We start from the raw sequence: 16,072 nt of genomic DNA on the forward strand, positions 1-16,072 counted from the left end.
CTCCCTCTCCAACTCGTGTGGGGCCGTTCGCCCCAAAACCGTCATCCCGGCGAAAGCCGGGACCCAGGGCCGCGAGCGACGTCCTGCTTGGCCCTGGGTCCCGGCTTTCGCCGGGATGACGGTTTTGGGGCGAACGGCCCCACACGAGTTGGAGAGGGAGAGCCGGGCGAAGCACGCGAGTAGCTTGAAGCGTGCTTCGCCCCGGCCAATCCTCTTCCCCTCCCTTCCAGGGAGGGGAGCAAGGCAGGGCAATGACCGACTATTTCCCCGGCTTCGATAACCACGTCTCGACCGAGGCCGTCCCCGGCGCGCTGCCGGTCGGGCGCAACAGCCCGCAGAAGCCCGCCTATGGCCTCTATGCCGAGCAGCTCTCGGGCACCGCCTTCACCGCGCCGCGCCACGAGAACCGCCGCAGCTGGCTCTATCGCCTGCGCCCCAGCGCCGAGCATCCGCCCTACACGCGCTACCAGGGCGCGCCGCGCTTCGCCGCCGGCACCTCGAACGAGCCCCTGCCCCCCAACCGCCTGCGCTGGGACCCGATCGAAGCGCCCGGCCCCGGCACCGACCTGATCGACGGCATGACCACGATGCTCGCCAACCGCGACCCCGCGGACCTCGAGGGCGTCGCGGTCCACCTCTATGCCGCCAACCGCGACATGGACGCACGCGCCTTCGTCAACGCCGACGGCGAATTGCTCTTCATCCCCCAGCTGGGCCGCCTCAGCCTCCTCACCGAGCTCGGCCGGGTCGACATCGCCCCCGGCCAGATCGCGCTCGTGCCGCGCGGCGTCCGCTTCCGCGCGCTGCTCCCCGATGGCGAGGCGCGCGGCTATGTCGCCGAGAACCATGGCGCGCTGTTCCGCCTGCCCGACCTCGGCCCGATCGGCGCCAACGGCCTCGCCAACCCGCGCGACTTCGAGACGCCCGCCGCCTGGTTCGAGGATCGCGACGAGCCCTTCGAGCTGGTCCAGAAGTCGCTCGGCAGCCTGTGGATGGTCACGCTCGACCACAGCCCGCTCGACGTCGTCGCCTGGCACGGCAACCTCGCGCCCTGGCGCTATGACCTCGCGCGGTTCAACACGATGAACACGGTGAGCTTCGACCATCCCGATCCGTCGATCTTCACCGTGCTGACTTCGCCGAGCGACGTCCCCGGCCGCGCCAATGCCGATTTCGTGATCTTCCCGCCGCGCTGGATGGTGGCGGAGGACACGTTCCGCCCGCCCTGGTTCCATCGCAACGTGATGTCCGAAGCGATGGGGCTGATCCACGGCGCCTATGACGCCAAGGCCGAGGGCTTCGCGCCGGGCGGGCTCTCGCTGCACAACCTCATGGCCGGCCACGGCCCCGACGTCGCCAGCTGGCAGGGCGCGACCAACGCCGAATTGAAGCCGCACAAGATCGAAGGCACCATGGCCTTCATGGTCGAGACCTGCTGGCCCTATCGCCCGACGGAATATGCGCTGGCGCACGCCCAGCACGATTACGACGCGGCATGGAACGGCTTCCCGAAGGCGACGCTGCCGTGAGGATGTCGAGCTGGACCGAAATTTATCGTCATCCCGGCGAAAGCCGGGACCCAGGGTCACGAGCGACGTCCTGCTTGGCCCTGGGTCCCGGCTTTCGCCGGGATGACGGTTGATTGAGAGGGTCGAAGCGCTCTCATGGACCGCCTCACCGCCACGCCCCCCGACGTCACCCTCGGCCCGCTCGACCTCATCCCCGACGGCGCTGCGCGCAACTTCGTCCTCGAGATGAAGGCCGGCCGCTTCCACGGCTTCGTCGTGCGCCGCGGCGGCGAGGTCCACGGCTATGTCGACCGATGCGCGCACATGGCGCTGCCGCTCGCCCAGACGCTCGACGCCTATCTCACCCCCGACGGCAGCCTGATCCAGTGCAGCTGGCACGGCGCGCTCTACCGGATCGAGGACGGCCTCTGCGTCGGCGGCCCCTGCGCCGGCGCGCGGCTCGCCGCCTGGCCGGTGGCAGTACGCGACGGAATGATCGTCACGGCCTGAACCCGCGCTTGCGGTTCGCAGCGAAATGCGCGAATAAAGCCGAAATAGGTCAGTATTGCTGACTATTTCTTGAGAGGACGTCATGGACCCCACGCTCGATTTCGGCCTCGGCGAGACCGCCGACATGATCCGCGAGACCACGCAGCGCTTTTCGAAGGACCGGATCGAGCCGCTCGCCGCCAGGATCGACGCCGACGACTGGTTCCCGCGCGACGAGCTCTGGCCGGCGATGGGCGAGCTCGGCCTCCACGGCATCACGGTCGAGGAGCAATGGGGTGGCCTCGGCCTCGGCTATCTCGAGCACGTCATCGCCTGCGAGGAAGTCAGCCGCGCCTCGGCTTCGATCGGCCTCAGCTATGGCGCGCATTCGAACCTCTGCATCAACCAGATCCGCCGCTGGGCGAACGAGGAGCAGAAGGCCAAGTATCTCCCCAAGCTGATCTCGGGCGAGCATGTCGGGTCGCTGGCGATGTCCGAGGCGGGCGCGGGCTCCGACGTCGTCTCGATGAAGCTGCGCGCCGAAGCCGTGTCGGGCGGCTTCCGCCTCAACGGCACCAAGTTCTGGATCACCAACGCGGCCTATGCCGACACGCTGGTAGTCTACGCCAAGACTGGCGAAGGCTCGCGCGGCATCACCACCTTCCTGATCGAGAAGGACATGCCCGGCTTCTCGATCGGCCAGAAGATCGACAAGATGGGGATGCGCGGCTCGCCCACCGCCGAGCTGGTGTTCGACGATTGCTTCGTTCCCGAGGAGCAGGTGATGGGCCCGCTGAACGGCGGCGTCGGGGTGCTGATGTCGGGCCTCGACTATGAGCGCACCGTGCTTGCCGGCATCCAGCTCGGCATCATGCAGGCCTGCCTCGACGTCGTCCTCCCCTATGTCCGCGAGCGCAAGCAGTTCGGCCAGGCGATCGGCACTTTCCAGCTGATGCAGGCCAAGATCGCCGACATGTACGTCGCGCTCAACTCCGCCCGCGCCTATGTCTATGCGGTCGCGCGCAGCTGCGACGAGGGGCGCACCACGCGCTTCGACGCTGCGGGCGCGATCCTGCTCGCGAGCGAGAATGCGGTGAAGGTCTCGCTCGAAGCGATCCAGGCGCTGGGCGGCGCCGGCTACACCAAGGACTGGCCGGTCGAGCGCTTCGCCCGCGACGCCAAACTGCTCGATATCGGGGCAGGCACCAACGAAATCCGCCGCATGCTGATCGGACGCGAGTTGATCGGCGCCGCCTGATCTGCCTATCCTCCCCCAAAACAACCCTGGGGGGAGAGGATCATGATCGGATTGGCCGTCTATGCCGGCATGCTGGCCTATGGCCGCGTGGCGAAGTCGTTCGGGCCGCTGCACTGGCTCGTCGTCGCCGTGATCGCGATCGCCACGACGGTGCTCAGCGCGATGATGCTGAACGTTGAATCGAACGGCCAGGTGTTCCTCGGCACGCTGCTCCAGTTCGCGATCCTCGCGGCGATCTATGCCGCGGGCGTGCTCGGCGGACGCTGGCTCGATCGCCACAAGCAGGTCGACGAACTCGACTGAACTCAGCCCCGCGCCGGCTCCGGCCAGACGATCATGCACGCGAGGCTGACCGCCAGGCTCGCGAGGTAGAAGAGCATGGGCGCGGTCCAGTTCGCCGGCGTGCCAAACAGCCCGCCGGCGGAGCGGAACAGCTCGTTCAGCCATTGCACCATGCCGATGTCGAGCAGCAGCGCCGCGACCGCGAAGGCGCTGAACTGCGCACCGAAGCTCGCCCCGCGCAGCGCCGCGCCGACTGTGAGCGCGGCGATCCAGTGGGTCAGCACCAGCGGCAGCGCCATCGCGCCGCCGAAGAACAGCCCGATCATCACCCCGCCCGGCCCCGGCATCAGCCGCAGCCCCATGACGACGCCGAAGATCATCCCCGCATAGGCCGCGCCGGCCCCTGCCCATTTGACGCTGAAGTCCATCCGCGCCTCCCGCGCCCTTGTAGACGCGACGCGATTACGGTCGCGTAAATATGCTAGGGTCGGCGCAGGGAGGGTCTCATGCGCATCCTGTACGTCTTGGGGTTCGCGCTGCTCGTCGCCGGCTGTGGCTCGGCGAGGAGCCCCGCGCCTGCCCCCTCGCCCACCGCGCCGTTGCTCCGCTTCGAAGGCGGCGGCGCGACCGACCGCGCGGCGCGGCTCGCGCACGGCAAGCGCCTCGTCCGCGTCCTCGCCTGCCAGGGCTGCCACGGCGAGACGCTCCAGGGCGAGAACGCCACTGCCGACGACCCGGACTTCGGCGACATGAACGCCCCCAACGTCACGCTGCTGCTCCCGGGCTACAGCGACGCCCAGCTCGACCGGCTGATCCGCCATGGCGAGCCCCGGGACGGCCGCCCATTCTGGTTCATGGCCTCCGAAGGCTTCCAGTTCCTCGGCGACGGCGACCTCGCCGACCTGGTCCTCTACCTCCGCACGATCCCGCCCGCGGGCACGCCGATGCCGCCGATCCGCTTCGGCCCCGGCTTCCGCAAGGCGCAGGCGAGCGGCGAGGTCGACACCGCGCAGAAGCTGGTCGCGCGCTTCGCCAAGGAACCGCCGGTCGACCTCGACCCCGAGCACGCCTGGGGCCGCTGGCTGGCGCGCACGGTCTGCGCCGAATGCCACAATGCCGCGCTCCAGGGCTATGCCGGCTTTTCCCCCAACCTCGACATCGCCGGCGCCTATTCCGCCGCCGAGCTCGAGCGGCTGCTCACCACCGGCCAGGGCAAGACCGGCCGCGACCTCGGCATGATGGCCGCCACCGCGCGCAGCCGCCTCAAGGAGCTGAGGCCCCGCGAGCGTGCCGCGATCATCGCCTACCTCCTCGCCCGCGCGAAGCACGACACCGACGGCTAGCCATCTACTTGCTCCCTTCCAGGGAGGGGAACGGCGCAGGGACGCCGGCTACCCCTTCAGCATCCCGATCGTGTGCAGCCAGGTCTCCAGCAGCGCCGGCCAGCGAGTGATCGGCTTGTCGGTCTCGCGCAGCCCGAAGGCATGGCCGCCCTCGGCGTATAGGTGGAGCTCGGTCGGCACCTTCGCTTCGCGCAGCGCGAGGAAATAGCTCACCGAATTGCGCACGTCGTCGACCGGATCGTCCTCGGCCTGGATCAGCAGCGTCGGCGGCGTATCGGCGCGGACGGGGTCCCAGGAGAAGAGGTCGACGCCCTTCCCCGACCAGAGATGCCCCGGATAGAGCCCCACCGCGAAGTCGGGGCGCGGCGACAACTTGTCCGCCTCGTCGACGGCCGGATAGATCCGCTCGGGCGCATTGCTGATCGCCGCGATCAGATGCCCGCCCGCCGAGAAGCCGAGCACGCCGACCTTCTTCGGATCGATCCCCAGGCTCGTCGCGCGCCGGCGGAGCAGCCCCATCGCGCGCTGGGCGTCCTCGAGCGCCATCTGCGGCTTGGGCGGATATTGGCAGTGGCAGTCCTTGTGCCACCACGCCTGGGGCACACGATATTTGAGCACCGCGCAATTGATCCCCTTCGCTACCGCCCAGTCGCAGACTTCGGTACCTTCCAGGTCGATCGCGAGCGCCTGATAGCCGCCGCCGGGGAAGACGAGGATCGTCACGCCGCTGTTCGCCCCCGTGGCCGGGTAGAAGGTCATCGTCGGCTTCGAGACGTTCTGGATCGCGAGGAAGGTACGGCCGCCGATCTTGCGCTCGCTGTGCGTCACTTTCTCGGGCTCGTTCGTCTCGGGCCGCGCGAGCGCCATGCCTTCGGGCCAGAGCGCGATCTCGACGGGCGTGGCAGCCGCCGCCTGCCCTCGATTATCCTCGGAAGTCGCTGCCCCGCGCCCCGTGCAGGCGACCGGCGACGAGAAGAAGGCGAGCAGCATCGCGCCCACGATCAGGAGCGGCAGTTTCATGGGATTTTCCTCGCTGGTGACGCGCGGATTCAACCGCCGATCGCCTCACCTCACAAGGCATCAAATCTCGACAGAGCCATTAGATTGATTCATGCCTGGACAATGGACAGAGCCCAGCTCCCGCTCAACGCCCTGCGCGCCTTCGAGGCCGCGGCGCGCCATCTCAACTTCACCCGCGCCGCGATCGAGCTCTGCGTCAGCCAGGGCGCGGTTAGCCACCAGGTCGCGCAGCTCGAGGCGCGGCTGGGCGTCGTGCTGTTCCGCCGGCTGCCGCGCGGGCTCGCGCTCACCGACGAGGGGCATGCGCTCGTCCCCGCGGTCGCCGATTCGTTCGACCGCATCGGCGCGACGCTCGATCGCTATGCCGGCGGGCGGCTGCGCGAAGTACTCACCATCGGCGTGGTCGGCACCTTCGCCGCGGGCTGGCTGCTCCGCCGCCTCGCCGACTTCGAGCGCGCGCATCCGCAGGTCGACTTGCGGCTGATGACCAACAACAATCGCGTCGACCTGGCGGGCGAAGGGCTCGACCTCGCGATCCGCTTCGGCGACGGCGCGTGGCACGGCGTCCAGGCGATGCCGATCCTCACCGCCCCGCTCGCGCCGCTCTGCACGCCCGCGATCGCGGCGCGGCTGCATGCCCCCCACGCGCTGCTAGGCGAGATGCTGCTGCGCTCCTATCGCGCCGACGAATGGCCGCGCTGGTGCAAGGCCGCCGGGCTCGGCCCGCCGCCGCCGCCGCGCGGCCCGGTGTTCGACAGCTCGATCCTGATGGTCGCGGCGGCCGAGGCCGGGCTCGGCGTCGCGCTCGCCCCGCCCGCGATGTTCGGCGACGCGCTGATGGCCGAGCGGCTCGTCCAGCCGTTTCCGATCACCGTCGACAGCGGCGGCTATTGGCTCACCCGCCTGATGTCGCGCCAGCAGACGCCGGCGATGCAGGCCTTCGCCACCTGGATTGCCGACGAGGTGGCGGGGGGCTGACCCGCCCTTACCAGACCCGCACGCGTTTCTCCGGCGTCAGGAACAACTTGTCGCCCGGCCGCACGCCATAGGCGTCGTACCATCCGTCCATGTTGCGCACCGTGAACGCCCGCCACCGCGCCGGCGAGTGCCCGTCGGTCGCCACCCGCGCCCGCAGCGCCGCATCGCGCATCTTGCCGCGCCACACCTGCGCGAAGGCGAGGAAGAAGCGCTGGTCCCCGGTCATCCCGCCGATCACCGGCGCGGGCTTGCCGCCGAGCGACGCGTGGTACGCCTCATAGGCCGCGCCCAGCCCCGCGAGGTCGGCGATGTTCTCGCTGAGCGTCAGCTTGCCGTTGATGTGCAGCCCCGGCAGCACCTCATAGCCGTCATACTGCGCCGCCAGCGCCGCGCCGGCGTCCTGGAAATGCTTGAGGTCGGCGGTCGTCCACCAGTTGCGCAGCCGCCCCTCCGCGTCGAAGTCAGCGCCGTTGTTGTCGAAGCTGTGGCTGATCTCGTGCCCGATCACCACGCCGATCGCGCCGTAATTGGCGGCCGGGTCGGCGGCGGGATCGTAGAAGGGCGGCTGGAGGATGCCCGCCGGGAAATTGAGCGCATTCTGCAGCGGCAGGTTGATCGCGTTGACCAGTTGCGGCGTCATCCACCATTCGCCGCGGTCGACCGGCCTGCCGAGCTTGGCGAGCTGGTGGCGATATTCGGCGAGCTCGCCGCGGCGCTGGTTGCCGAAGGCGTCGTCGGGGCGCACCACCAGCTTCGAATAGTCGCGCCACGTCTCGGGATAGCCCACGCCGACGCGCATCGTCGCGATCTTGCGCTCGGCCTCGGCCTTGGTCGCAGGCGCCATCCAGTCGAGCGCGGCGACGCGCTTCACGAAGGCGGCCTGGATGTTCTTCACCATCGCCTGGATCTCGGTCTTGGACGAGGCGGGGAAATAGTCGCGGACGTAGATCTTCCCCATCGCATCGCCGAGCCATTTGTTGACGCTGTCGAGCGCCCGCTCGTTGCGCACCTTGGGCTGGGGCTGACCGCGCATGGTGTGATCGAAGAAGCCGAACTTGGCTTCGTCGAACGCCTTGGGCAGCACTTCGGCGAAATGGTTGAGCCGGTGGAAGGCCAGCCAGTCCTGCCATGCCGCGATCGGCTGGCTCTTCACCAGCGCCGAGAGGCCGGTGATCGCCCTGGGCTCCCAGGCGATGAACGCCTGCTGCCTGGGCAGCCTGGCGGCGGCCCAGAAGGCGGTCCAGTCGATCCCCGGCGCCTTCTTCGCGAAGTCGGCGCGCTTCCAGCGCCGCGCCTGGTGCGCGTCCTGAGCCGCGACATTGTCGGCATGGATCGAGGCGATATGCGTCTCGAGCGCCATCACCCGGTCGGCGCGCGCCGAAGCATCCTTCATCCCCGCGAGCTTGAAGACCTGCTCGACATAGGCGCGATAGGCGGTGCGCAGCTTCACCATCTCGGCATCGCCCGAGAGATAATAGTCGCGCTCGGGCATCCCCAGCCCGCCCTGGAGGATGTAGGGGACGGTCACGGTCGGCGTCGCGAGACCTTGGGTAATCCACAGGCCGAAGAGGTTCTCGGTCGCCATCTGCCCGGTGTTGAGCGGGTCGGTGTCGGCGCGGATCTCGGCGCCGAGCGCGGTGGAGAGCGCGCGACGGTCCTTGATCGCGGCGATCGCGTCGAGCTCGGGCTTCACCGGCGCAAGGCCCCTGGCCTCGATCGTCGCGGTGTCGCCATAGGCGCGGTACCAGTCGCCGATGCGGCGCTCGTCGCTCGCCGGCGCGGCCTTGTCGCTCAGCGCCATGTCGATGATGTGCTTGTTGCGCGCATCGGCCACCTTGGCGACTTCGGCGAAGCCGCTGAGGCTCGAGCGGTCGGCCGGGATCACCGCCTTGTCGCGCCAGCCGCCATTGGCATATTGCTCGAAGTCGTCGCCGGGCTTGACGCTAGTGTCGAGCCCCTGGGTGTCGACGCCGATCGCCGTTCCCTGCGCCGCCTGCACCACCATCGTGCCGATCGCGGCGCCCGGGAGTGCCGCGCCGCTCGCCAGCAGCAGCGCCAGCAGAATGGACCTGGAAGTCTTCATCGATTTGCTCCGGGAATGAACTGTTATGCCGCGGTGCTACAGTCCCCCGCGCCGCGCCGCCAGCCCCCCGCATCGCGCTTCCCAAGCACCTTCCACGCGTGTAAGGAGGGGGAAATTAGGACAGGAAGGATGACCTATTCATGAGCGCGCCGGTGCTGGACAGCAAGATCGCGCCCGAGAGCGATTCCTTCCGCGCCAATGCTGTGCACAACCGCGCACTTGCCGCCAAGCTCCGCGCCGACGTCGCCCGGGCCGCGCGCGGCGGCTCCGAGGCGAGCCGCGAGCGCCACGCCGCACGCGGCAAGCTCCTGCCCCGCGACCGGGTGGAGCGGCTGCTCGATCCGGGCTCGCCCTTCCTCGAGATCGGCCAGCTCGCCGCTTGCGACCTCTATGACGGCGAAGTGCCCGGCGCGGGGATCATCGCGGGCATCGGCCGCGTCTCGGGCCGCACCGTGATGATCGCGTGCAACGACGCGACGGTGAAGGGCGGCACTTATTATCCGATGACGGTCAAGAAGCATCTCCGCGTACAGGAGATCGCCGAAGCCAATCGGCTGCCGTGCATCTACCTCGTCGATTCGGGCGGCGCGAACCTGCCCCACCAGGCCGAGGTCTTCCCCGACCGCGAGCATTTCGGCCGGATATTCTTCAACCAGGCCAATATGTCGGCGAAGGGCATCCCGCAGATCGCCTGCGTGATGGGCAGCTGCACCGCGGGCGGCGCCTATGTGCCGGCGATGTCCGACGAGACGGTGATCGTGCGCAACCAGGGCACGATCTTCCTCGCCGGCCCGCCGCTGGTGAAGGCGGCGACCGGCGAAGTCATCTCGGCCGAGGACCTGGGCGGCGGCGACCTCCATGCGCGCAAGTCGGGCGTGGTCGACCATCTCGCCGAGAATGACGAGCATGCGCTGACCATCGTCCGCGACATCGTCAGCCATCTCCCCGCCGACCGCGTCCCCGACATCGCTCTGGTCGAGCCGCGCGCACCGAAATACGATGCCGAGGAGCTCTACGGCCTCCTTCCGCAGGACGTTCGCGCGCCCTATGACGTCCACGAAGTCATCGCGCGGCTGGTCGACGGCAGCGAGTTCCACGAGTTCAAGCCGCTGTACGGGACCTCGCTCGTCTGCGGCTTCGCGCACCTCTGGGGCATGCCGATCGGCATCATCGCCAACAATGGCGTGCTGTTCAGCGAAAGCGCGGTGAAGGGCGCGCACTTCATCGAGCTCGCCTGCCAGCGCCGCGTGCCCTTGCTGTTCCTCCAGAACATCTCGGGCTTCATGGTCGGCGGCAAGTATGAGGCCGAAGGCATTGCTAAGCATGGCGCCAAGCTGGTGACCGCGGTCGCCACCGCGACGGTGCCCAAGATCACCGTGCTGATCGGCGGCAGCTTCGGCGCGGGCAATTACGGCATGTGCGGCCGCGCCTATTCGCCGCGGTTCCTCTTCACCTGGCCCAACAGCCGCATCTCGGTGATGGGTGGCGAGCAGGCCGCCTCGGTGCTCGCCACCGTCCACCGCGACGCGGACAAATGGACGCCGGAAGAGGCCGAGGCGTTCAAGGCCCCGATCCGCCAGCGCTACGAGGACGAAGGCAATCCCTGGCACGCCACCGCGCGCCTCTGGGACGACGGCATCATCGACCCCGTCCAGACCCGCGACGTGCTGGGCCTGGCGTTTCGTGCGACGCTGGGCGCTCCGATCCCCGAACGCCCGGCGTTCGGCGTGTTCCGGATGTGAGGCAGCATGAGACTGGAACTCGAAGCAAGAGAACCAATACTCGATCCAAGTGAGGAGCAGATCCGGTCTGCGATCTTGAGTCTGGGATCCGGCCCTACGTTCGCGAGCCTGACCATGCCAAGTGGCGACTATGTGCAGATCGCCGGCGGGAGACCCTGGGTTGTTCTCGAGCGGCGGCAGACCCATCCGCTCTGTCACCAAAGAGCGTACACGCTATCAGGGCGTCGACCGTACAAGGACGGCGCGAAGCTGTTTTGCACGCCCGGCCCTATCATCATGCGCGAAGACGAATGGCTTCTTCAGAAGCAGGCCATCGAAGTCCTTCTCGCATTTGCACGAAATGACGATTTCCCGGAATTCACCCAATGGCGCGATATCGGTCACGCCATTGGGCTGGTCACGCAGAGCCAACCTTAGAGCTTCCATCTGAAAGGTCCGCAATGAAGCTGCTTCCCTTCGCTCTTGCTTCCCTCCTCTTCGCCACCCCAGCCTTCGCGCAGAAGACGTCGGACAAGCTGCCGCCAGCCAACCCGATCGCCTATGAGGACCAGGACGCTGCCGCCGTCCTCAACACCGTCAACGCCGCGCTCGCCACGCTCGAGAGCAGCGACACCGCCACTCTGCGCAGCCTGCTCCAGCCCGAGGGCGGGGTCGCCGTCGCGGTCGAGCTGCCCGACGGCAGCCGCCGCTTCAAGCATCTGAGCTGGGATGAGTATATCGCCAAGCTCGCTCCCGACGGCCACCGCTATTCCGAGGCGATCAGCAACCCCGCTGTCGAGATCGACGGCGACATCGCGATGGTCTGGGCCGCCTATCGCGTCACCCAGGACGGCAAGCTGATGCACTGCGGCTACGACCATTTCGATCTCGTCCGCGTCGAGGGCAAGTGGAAGATCCTCAACATCACCTGGTCGCAGCGCACCCAGGGCTGCCCCGCCTGATGCCGAAGGACCGCCTCTTCCTGCTCGAGCATGAATTCGCCGACCCCGCGCTGGGCGGCGAGCGCGTCTTCTACTGCAAGGACTGCCTCACGATCGAAGGCCTGCTCGCGGTCTTCCCCGAGCGCGCCGCCGCCCTCGAGGTGATCCGCGTCGCCTGGCCGCGCCCGCGCGCCGAGGTCGTCGAGGCGATCGGCGAGGGGAACCAGAACCTCCCCGCGCTGGTCCTGCGCGAGGGCGGCTTCGTCAACGAGATCGAACCGCTGCTCCAATCGCTCCACACTCGCCACGGCTTTCCGGAACGCCATCCATGATCAACTCGCTCCTCATCGCCAACCGCGGCGAGATCGCCTGCCGCGTCATCCGCACCGCACGGGCGCTGGGTATCCGCACGATCGCGGTCTATTCGGACGCCGATGCCAAGGCGCTCCACGTCCGCCAGGCCGACGAAGCGGTGCACATCGGCCCCTCGCCGGCGCGCGAAAGCTATCTCGTCGGCGAGAAGATCATCGCCGCCGCAAAGGCGACGGGCTCGCAAGCGATCCACCCCGGCTACGGCTTCCTTTCAGAGAATGCCGATTTCGCCCAGGCGGTGCTCGACGCCGGGCTGGTCTGGGTCGGCCCGAGGCCCGACAGCATCCGCGCGATGGGGCTCAAGGACGCCGCCAAGGCGCGGATGATCGCCGCGGGCGTGCCGGTGACGCCGGGCTATCTCGGCGAGGACCAGAGCCCCGGGCGGCTCCAGGCCGAGGCGGATGCGATCGGCTATCCGGTGCTGATCAAGGCCGTCGCGGGTGGCGGCGGCAAGGGCATGCGCCGCGTCGACGCGCACGCGGATTTCGCCGATGCGCTCGCCAGCTGCCAGCGCGAGGCCGCCTCGTCGTTCGGCGACGATCGCGTGTTGCTCGAGAAATACATCCTCAGCCCGCGCCACATCGAAGTTCAGGTGTTCGGCGATACCCAGGGCAATGTCGTCCACCTCTTCGAGCGCGACTGCTCGCTCCAGCGCCGCCACCAGAAGGTGATCGAGGAAGCCCCCGCTCCCGGCATGGACGAGGAAACCCGCCAGGCGATCTGCGCCGCTGCGGTCCGCGCGGCGCAGGCGGTCGACTATGTCGGCGCGGGCACGATCGAGTTCATCGCCGACGCCTCCGAAGGCCTGCGCGCCGACCGCATCTGGTTCATGGAGATGAACACCCGCCTCCAGGTCGAGCATCCGGTGACCGAGGAGATCACCGGCCAGGATCTCGTCGAATGGCAGCTGCGCGTCGCGAGCGGCGAACCGCTGCCGAAGACGCAGGAGGAGCTGTCGATCAACGGCTGGGCGATGGAAGCGCGGCTGTATGCCGAGGATCCGGCCAAGGGGTTCCTGCCGAGCGTCGGGCGGCTCGATCTGCTGGACCTGCCCGATGCGGTGCTCCGTGTGGAGACCGGCGTGGAACAGCGCGATTCCGTCACGCCTTTCTACGATCCGATGATCGCCAAATTGGTGGCCGCCGGGGAGGACCGGACCGACGCCATGATGACATTGGCGACCGGTTTGTTCGGCCTCCGCGTCTGGCCGGTCCGCACCAATGCGTCCTTCCTGCTTGCCTGCCTCAACGATGCGGAATTCCGGTCGGGCAACGCCACGACGGGCCTGATCGCCGCACGGGGTGACGCGTTGACGGAGTCGGGTTCGCCCGGCGAAAGCGAATGGAAGACGGCCGCGCTCGCGCTGTTCGCCCCCTATTTCGCCGCCGGCGAAGCCTCCGGCGCTAGCCCCTGGGCCGCCGCCTTCGGGTTCCGGGTCAATGCGTCGCCGGGCCCGCGCATCACCATCCAGCATCTGAACGAACGGCGCGAGATGGTGCTCGAAGCCTGCGTGGATGCCAGCGGCTTCGTCGCCCCGGTCGACAGCGGCGTACTCGCCTATCGGGATGCCCAGCCCTTCCTGTTCACCTTGCCGGCCTTTTCCGGCGGGCAGGCGCAGGCCGGCGACGGCGCGATCCTCGCCCCTATGCCTGGGCGCGTCACAGCGGTGGAAGTCTCCGCGGGCGAGGCGGTCGCCAAGGGCCAGCGCCTCGTCACGCTCGAGGCGATGAAGATGGAGCATGGCCTCACCGCCCCCTTCGACGGCACCATCGCCGAGCTCAACGCCGAGCCGGGCGCGCAAGTCAGCGAAGGCACGCTGCTGGTGCGGGTGGAGAAGGTGGAGTGAAGTGCTTCGTCAATCCTCCCCTGGAAGGGGAGGTGGCAGCCCGCAGGGCTGACGGAGGGGTAGCTCTCCGCGGGCTTCGAAGCTCGTGGAGAGCTACCCCTCCACCATGCTTCGCATGGTCCCCCTCCCCTTCCAGGGGAGGATTTGATGGCTTGATTCGATGACCTTCCGCATCCGCCCCGCCACCCGCGCCGACCTGCCCGCGATCGTCCGCCTCCTCTGGGACGACGACACCGCGCGCCATCGCGAGGACCCCAGCGAGCCGCTCGACCCGCGCTACCTCGCTGCCTTCGAAGCGATCGATGCCAACCCCGACCAGATCCTCGCGGTCGCCGAGCTCGACGGCGAAGTCGCGGGCACGCTCCAGCTCACCTTCCTCCCCGGCCTTTCCTTCCGCGGCAGCTGGCGCGGGCAGGTCGAGGCGGTGCGTATCGCCCCGCACCTGCGCAACCGCGGCCTCGGCGAAGCGATGCTGGAGTGGGCCTTCGACCAGTGCCGCGCGCGCGACTGCAAGCTCGTCCAGCTCACCACCACCAACGAGCGCGTCGCTGCCCAGCGCTTCTACGCGCGGCTCGGCATGAAGCCCACGCATGTCGGCATGAAGCTCCACCTGCGCGACTGAGCGCTTGCAATGTAGGATTTCGCCTGCTGGGCTGGCTACCGCACCAGCGGTGGCGCACGCTCTTTGACAGGTCGAAAAGCCCCACGGACACGCCCGATTTTCGGCGACGGGTCGTGACTCTTGTGACTCTTCAGGCTGCCTTGCGCCGCTTCGGCACCGGATTCGAGAATTCCATCTCGTCGTCCACCGAGCCGAAGCGCAGCGCCATCACGTCGCGCGTGTAGTTCTGGTGCACGCGCCACGGCTTGCGCGTCCCCTGCTTGGGAAAGCGCTGCATCGCGCGCTGGACATAGCCCGAGGTGAAGTCGAGGAACGGGGTCTCCCCCACTGTCTCCTTCATCCGCGGCGTCGCCTGGCGCATACGGCGCTTCGTCATCGTGTTGAGCAGCCGGCAGACATAGGCCGAGGTCAGGTCGGCCTTCAGCGTCCAGGAAGCGTTGGTGTAGCCGAACGACAACGCCAGATTGGGCACGTCGGAGAGCATCATCCCCTTGTACGCCATCGATCGGGCGGGATCGATCGCCTTGCCGTCGACCTCGAGCGCGATGTCGCTCATCAGCTGGAGCTCGAGGCCGGTGGCGGTCACCACCAGGTCGGCGTCGAGCTGCTTGCCCGATCCGAGCAGCAGCCCGGTCTCGGTGAAGCGCGCGATCGTGTCGGTCACCACTTCGGCCTTGCCGGCGCGGATCGCGTCGAACAGGTCGGCGTCGGGCACGAGGCAGAGCCGCTGGTCCCAGGGATTGTAGCTCGGCGTGAAGTGCGTGCCGATGTCGTAGTCCGGCCCGAGCTCGTCGCGGACCATCTGGAGGATGCGCTCCTTGGCCTTCTCCGGGTTCTTGCGCGCGGCGCGGTAGAAGAACTGCTGGAGCAGGACGTTCTTCCAGCGCGTGATCCCATAGGCAGTCCTGGCGGGCAGCTTGCGTCGCAGCCAGTTGGCGATGCCGTCCTCCGAGGGGCGCGAGACGATGTACGTCGGCGAGCGCTGGAGCATCACGACATGCGCCGCCTGCTTGGCGAGCTCGGGCACCAGCGTCACCGCCGTCGCGCCGCTGCCGATCACCACCACGCGCTTGCCGGCATAGTCGATGTCGGGCGTCCAGAACTGCGGGTGGACGATCCGGCCCCGGAAGTCCGCCGTCCCTTCGAACTCGGGGAGATAGCCTTTGGTGTAATTGTAATAGCCGGTGCACATGTAGAGGAAATTGCAGGTGAATTCCCGCGTCTCTCCATCGGCCTCGGCCGTCACCGTCCAGGCCGCATCGGCGGTCGACCAGGCGGCGTGCTTCACGCGGTGGCGATAGCGGATGTGCTTGTCGACGCCGTACTCGGCCGCGGTCTCGTCGAGGTATTTCAGGATCGAGGGGCCGTCGGCGATCGCCTTGCTCTCGGTCCAGGGCCGGAAGCTGAAGCCCAGCGTGAACATGTCCGAGTCCGAGCGGATGCCGGGGTAGCGGAACAGGTCCCAGGTCCCGCCGATCCGGTCGCGGCCCTCGAGGATCACATAGCTCCGGTCCGGGCAGTCGCGCTGCAGGTGATAGCCCGCGCCGATGCCCGAAATCCCGGCGCCAACCACCACCACGTCGAAATGCTCGGCCATCCGATCCTCTCC

16 protein-coding genes are annotated in these 16,072 nt (G+C 68.3%); 12 read left to right on the forward strand and 4 right to left on the reverse strand.

The annotated features are described in order from the left end of the window. Window positions 1–251 precede the first annotated feature (251 nt). The 4 genes from hmgA (at window position 252) to J7495_RS03945 (ending at window position 3,558) form a co-directional block, all read left to right on the forward strand. A complete protein-coding gene (gene hmgA, locus J7495_RS03930) occupies window positions 252–1,529 on the forward strand; it encodes a homogentisate 1,2-dioxygenase (RefSeq protein WP_294054778.1) in 1,278 nt (425 codons plus the stop codon). Window positions 1,530–1,664: 135 nt separating this feature from the next. Further along, a complete protein-coding gene (locus J7495_RS03935; protein WP_294054779.1) occupies window positions 1,665–2,018 on the forward strand; it encodes a Rieske (2Fe-2S) protein in 354 nt (117 codons plus the stop codon). An 82-nt stretch (window positions 2,019–2,100) separates the two neighbouring features. Further along, entirely contained in the window at window positions 2,101–3,255 is a 1,155-nt protein-coding gene (locus J7495_RS03940) for an isovaleryl-CoA dehydrogenase (protein WP_294054780.1), read from the forward strand. A gap of 42 nt (window positions 3,256–3,297) precedes the next feature. Continuing rightward, window positions 3,298–3,558, forward strand: coding sequence for a hypothetical protein (locus J7495_RS03945; protein WP_294054781.1), 261 nt, complete (start codon window positions 3,298–3,300; stop codon window positions 3,556–3,558). Window positions 3,559–3,560: 2 nt separating this feature from the next. Here the strand turns inward: J7495_RS03945 and J7495_RS03950 are convergent, their stop codons facing one another. Continuing rightward, window positions 3,561–3,965, reverse strand: coding sequence for a hypothetical protein (locus J7495_RS03950; protein ID WP_294054782.1), 405 nt, complete (start codon window positions 3,963–3,965; stop codon window positions 3,561–3,563). Window positions 3,966–4,043: 78 nt separating this feature from the next. Between J7495_RS03950 and J7495_RS03955 the strand changes: the two genes are divergently transcribed. Then, window positions 4,044–4,880: a c-type cytochrome gene (locus J7495_RS03955; protein WP_294054783.1), complete on the forward strand. Its 837-nt coding sequence runs from the start codon at window positions 4,044–4,046 to the stop codon at window positions 4,878–4,880. A 48-nt stretch (window positions 4,881–4,928) separates the two neighbouring features. On the opposite strand, the gene J7495_RS03960 is transcribed toward J7495_RS03955, so the two are convergent. After that, on the reverse strand, window positions 4,929–5,900 hold the full coding sequence (locus J7495_RS03960; protein WP_294054784.1) for an alpha/beta hydrolase: 972 nt from the start codon (window positions 5,898–5,900) through the stop codon (window positions 4,929–4,931). Window positions 5,901–6,002: 102 nt separating this feature from the next. Between J7495_RS03960 and J7495_RS03965 the strand changes: the two genes are divergently transcribed. Continuing rightward, on the forward strand, window positions 6,003–6,878 hold the full coding sequence (locus tag J7495_RS03965; RefSeq protein ID WP_294054785.1) for a LysR family transcriptional regulator: 876 nt from the start codon (window positions 6,003–6,005) through the stop codon (window positions 6,876–6,878). A gap of 7 nt (window positions 6,879–6,885) precedes the next feature. On the opposite strand, the gene J7495_RS03970 is transcribed toward J7495_RS03965, so the two are convergent. Beyond that, window positions 6,886–8,961: a M13 family metallopeptidase gene (locus tag J7495_RS03970; RefSeq protein ID WP_294054786.1), complete on the reverse strand. Its 2,076-nt coding sequence runs from the start codon at window positions 8,959–8,961 to the stop codon at window positions 6,886–6,888. A 140-nt stretch (window positions 8,962–9,101) separates the two neighbouring features. Between J7495_RS03970 and J7495_RS03975 the strand changes: the two genes are divergently transcribed. From J7495_RS03975 to J7495_RS04000, 6 genes are all read left to right on the forward strand, one after another. Further along, window positions 9,102–10,703: a carboxyl transferase domain-containing protein gene (locus tag J7495_RS03975; RefSeq protein ID WP_294054787.1), complete on the forward strand. Its 1,602-nt coding sequence runs from the start codon at window positions 9,102–9,104 to the stop codon at window positions 10,701–10,703. Between the two features lie 6 nt (window positions 10,704–10,709). Next, on the forward strand, window positions 10,710–11,120 hold the full coding sequence (locus tag J7495_RS03980; RefSeq protein WP_294054788.1) for a hypothetical protein: 411 nt from the start codon (window positions 10,710–10,712) through the stop codon (window positions 11,118–11,120). A gap of 23 nt (window positions 11,121–11,143) precedes the next feature. After that, window positions 11,144–11,644 (forward strand): nuclear transport factor 2 family protein, encoded by a 501-nt coding sequence (locus J7495_RS03985; protein ID WP_294054789.1) that lies wholly within the window; start codon window positions 11,144–11,146, stop codon window positions 11,642–11,644. Then, a complete protein-coding gene (locus tag J7495_RS03990) occupies window positions 11,644–11,955 on the forward strand; it encodes a DUF3088 family protein (RefSeq protein WP_294054790.1) in 312 nt (103 codons plus the stop codon). The genes J7495_RS03985 and J7495_RS03990 overlap by 1 nt, the downstream gene beginning before the upstream one ends. Further along, a complete protein-coding gene (locus J7495_RS03995; RefSeq protein WP_294054791.1) occupies window positions 11,952–13,841 on the forward strand; it encodes an acetyl/propionyl/methylcrotonyl-CoA carboxylase subunit alpha in 1,890 nt (629 codons plus the stop codon). The genes J7495_RS03990 and J7495_RS03995 overlap by 4 nt, the downstream gene beginning before the upstream one ends. Window positions 13,842–14,001: 160 nt before the next feature. Then, complete coding sequence (locus tag J7495_RS04000; protein ID WP_294054792.1) at window positions 14,002–14,463, forward strand: GNAT family N-acetyltransferase; 462 nt, start codon at window positions 14,002–14,004, stop codon at window positions 14,461–14,463. A gap of 130 nt (window positions 14,464–14,593) precedes the next feature. Here J7495_RS04000 and J7495_RS04005 read toward each other — a convergent pair whose 3' ends face one another. After that, window positions 14,594–16,060 (reverse strand): NAD(P)/FAD-dependent oxidoreductase, encoded by a 1,467-nt coding sequence (locus tag J7495_RS04005; protein ID WP_294054793.1) that lies wholly within the window; start codon window positions 16,058–16,060, stop codon window positions 14,594–14,596. Between the last annotated feature and the right edge of the window lie 12 nt (window positions 16,061–16,072).

Source organism: Sphingomonas sp., assembly GCF_017745215.1.
Lineage (GTDB): Bacteria > Pseudomonadota > Alphaproteobacteria > Sphingomonadales > Sphingomonadaceae > Sphingomonas.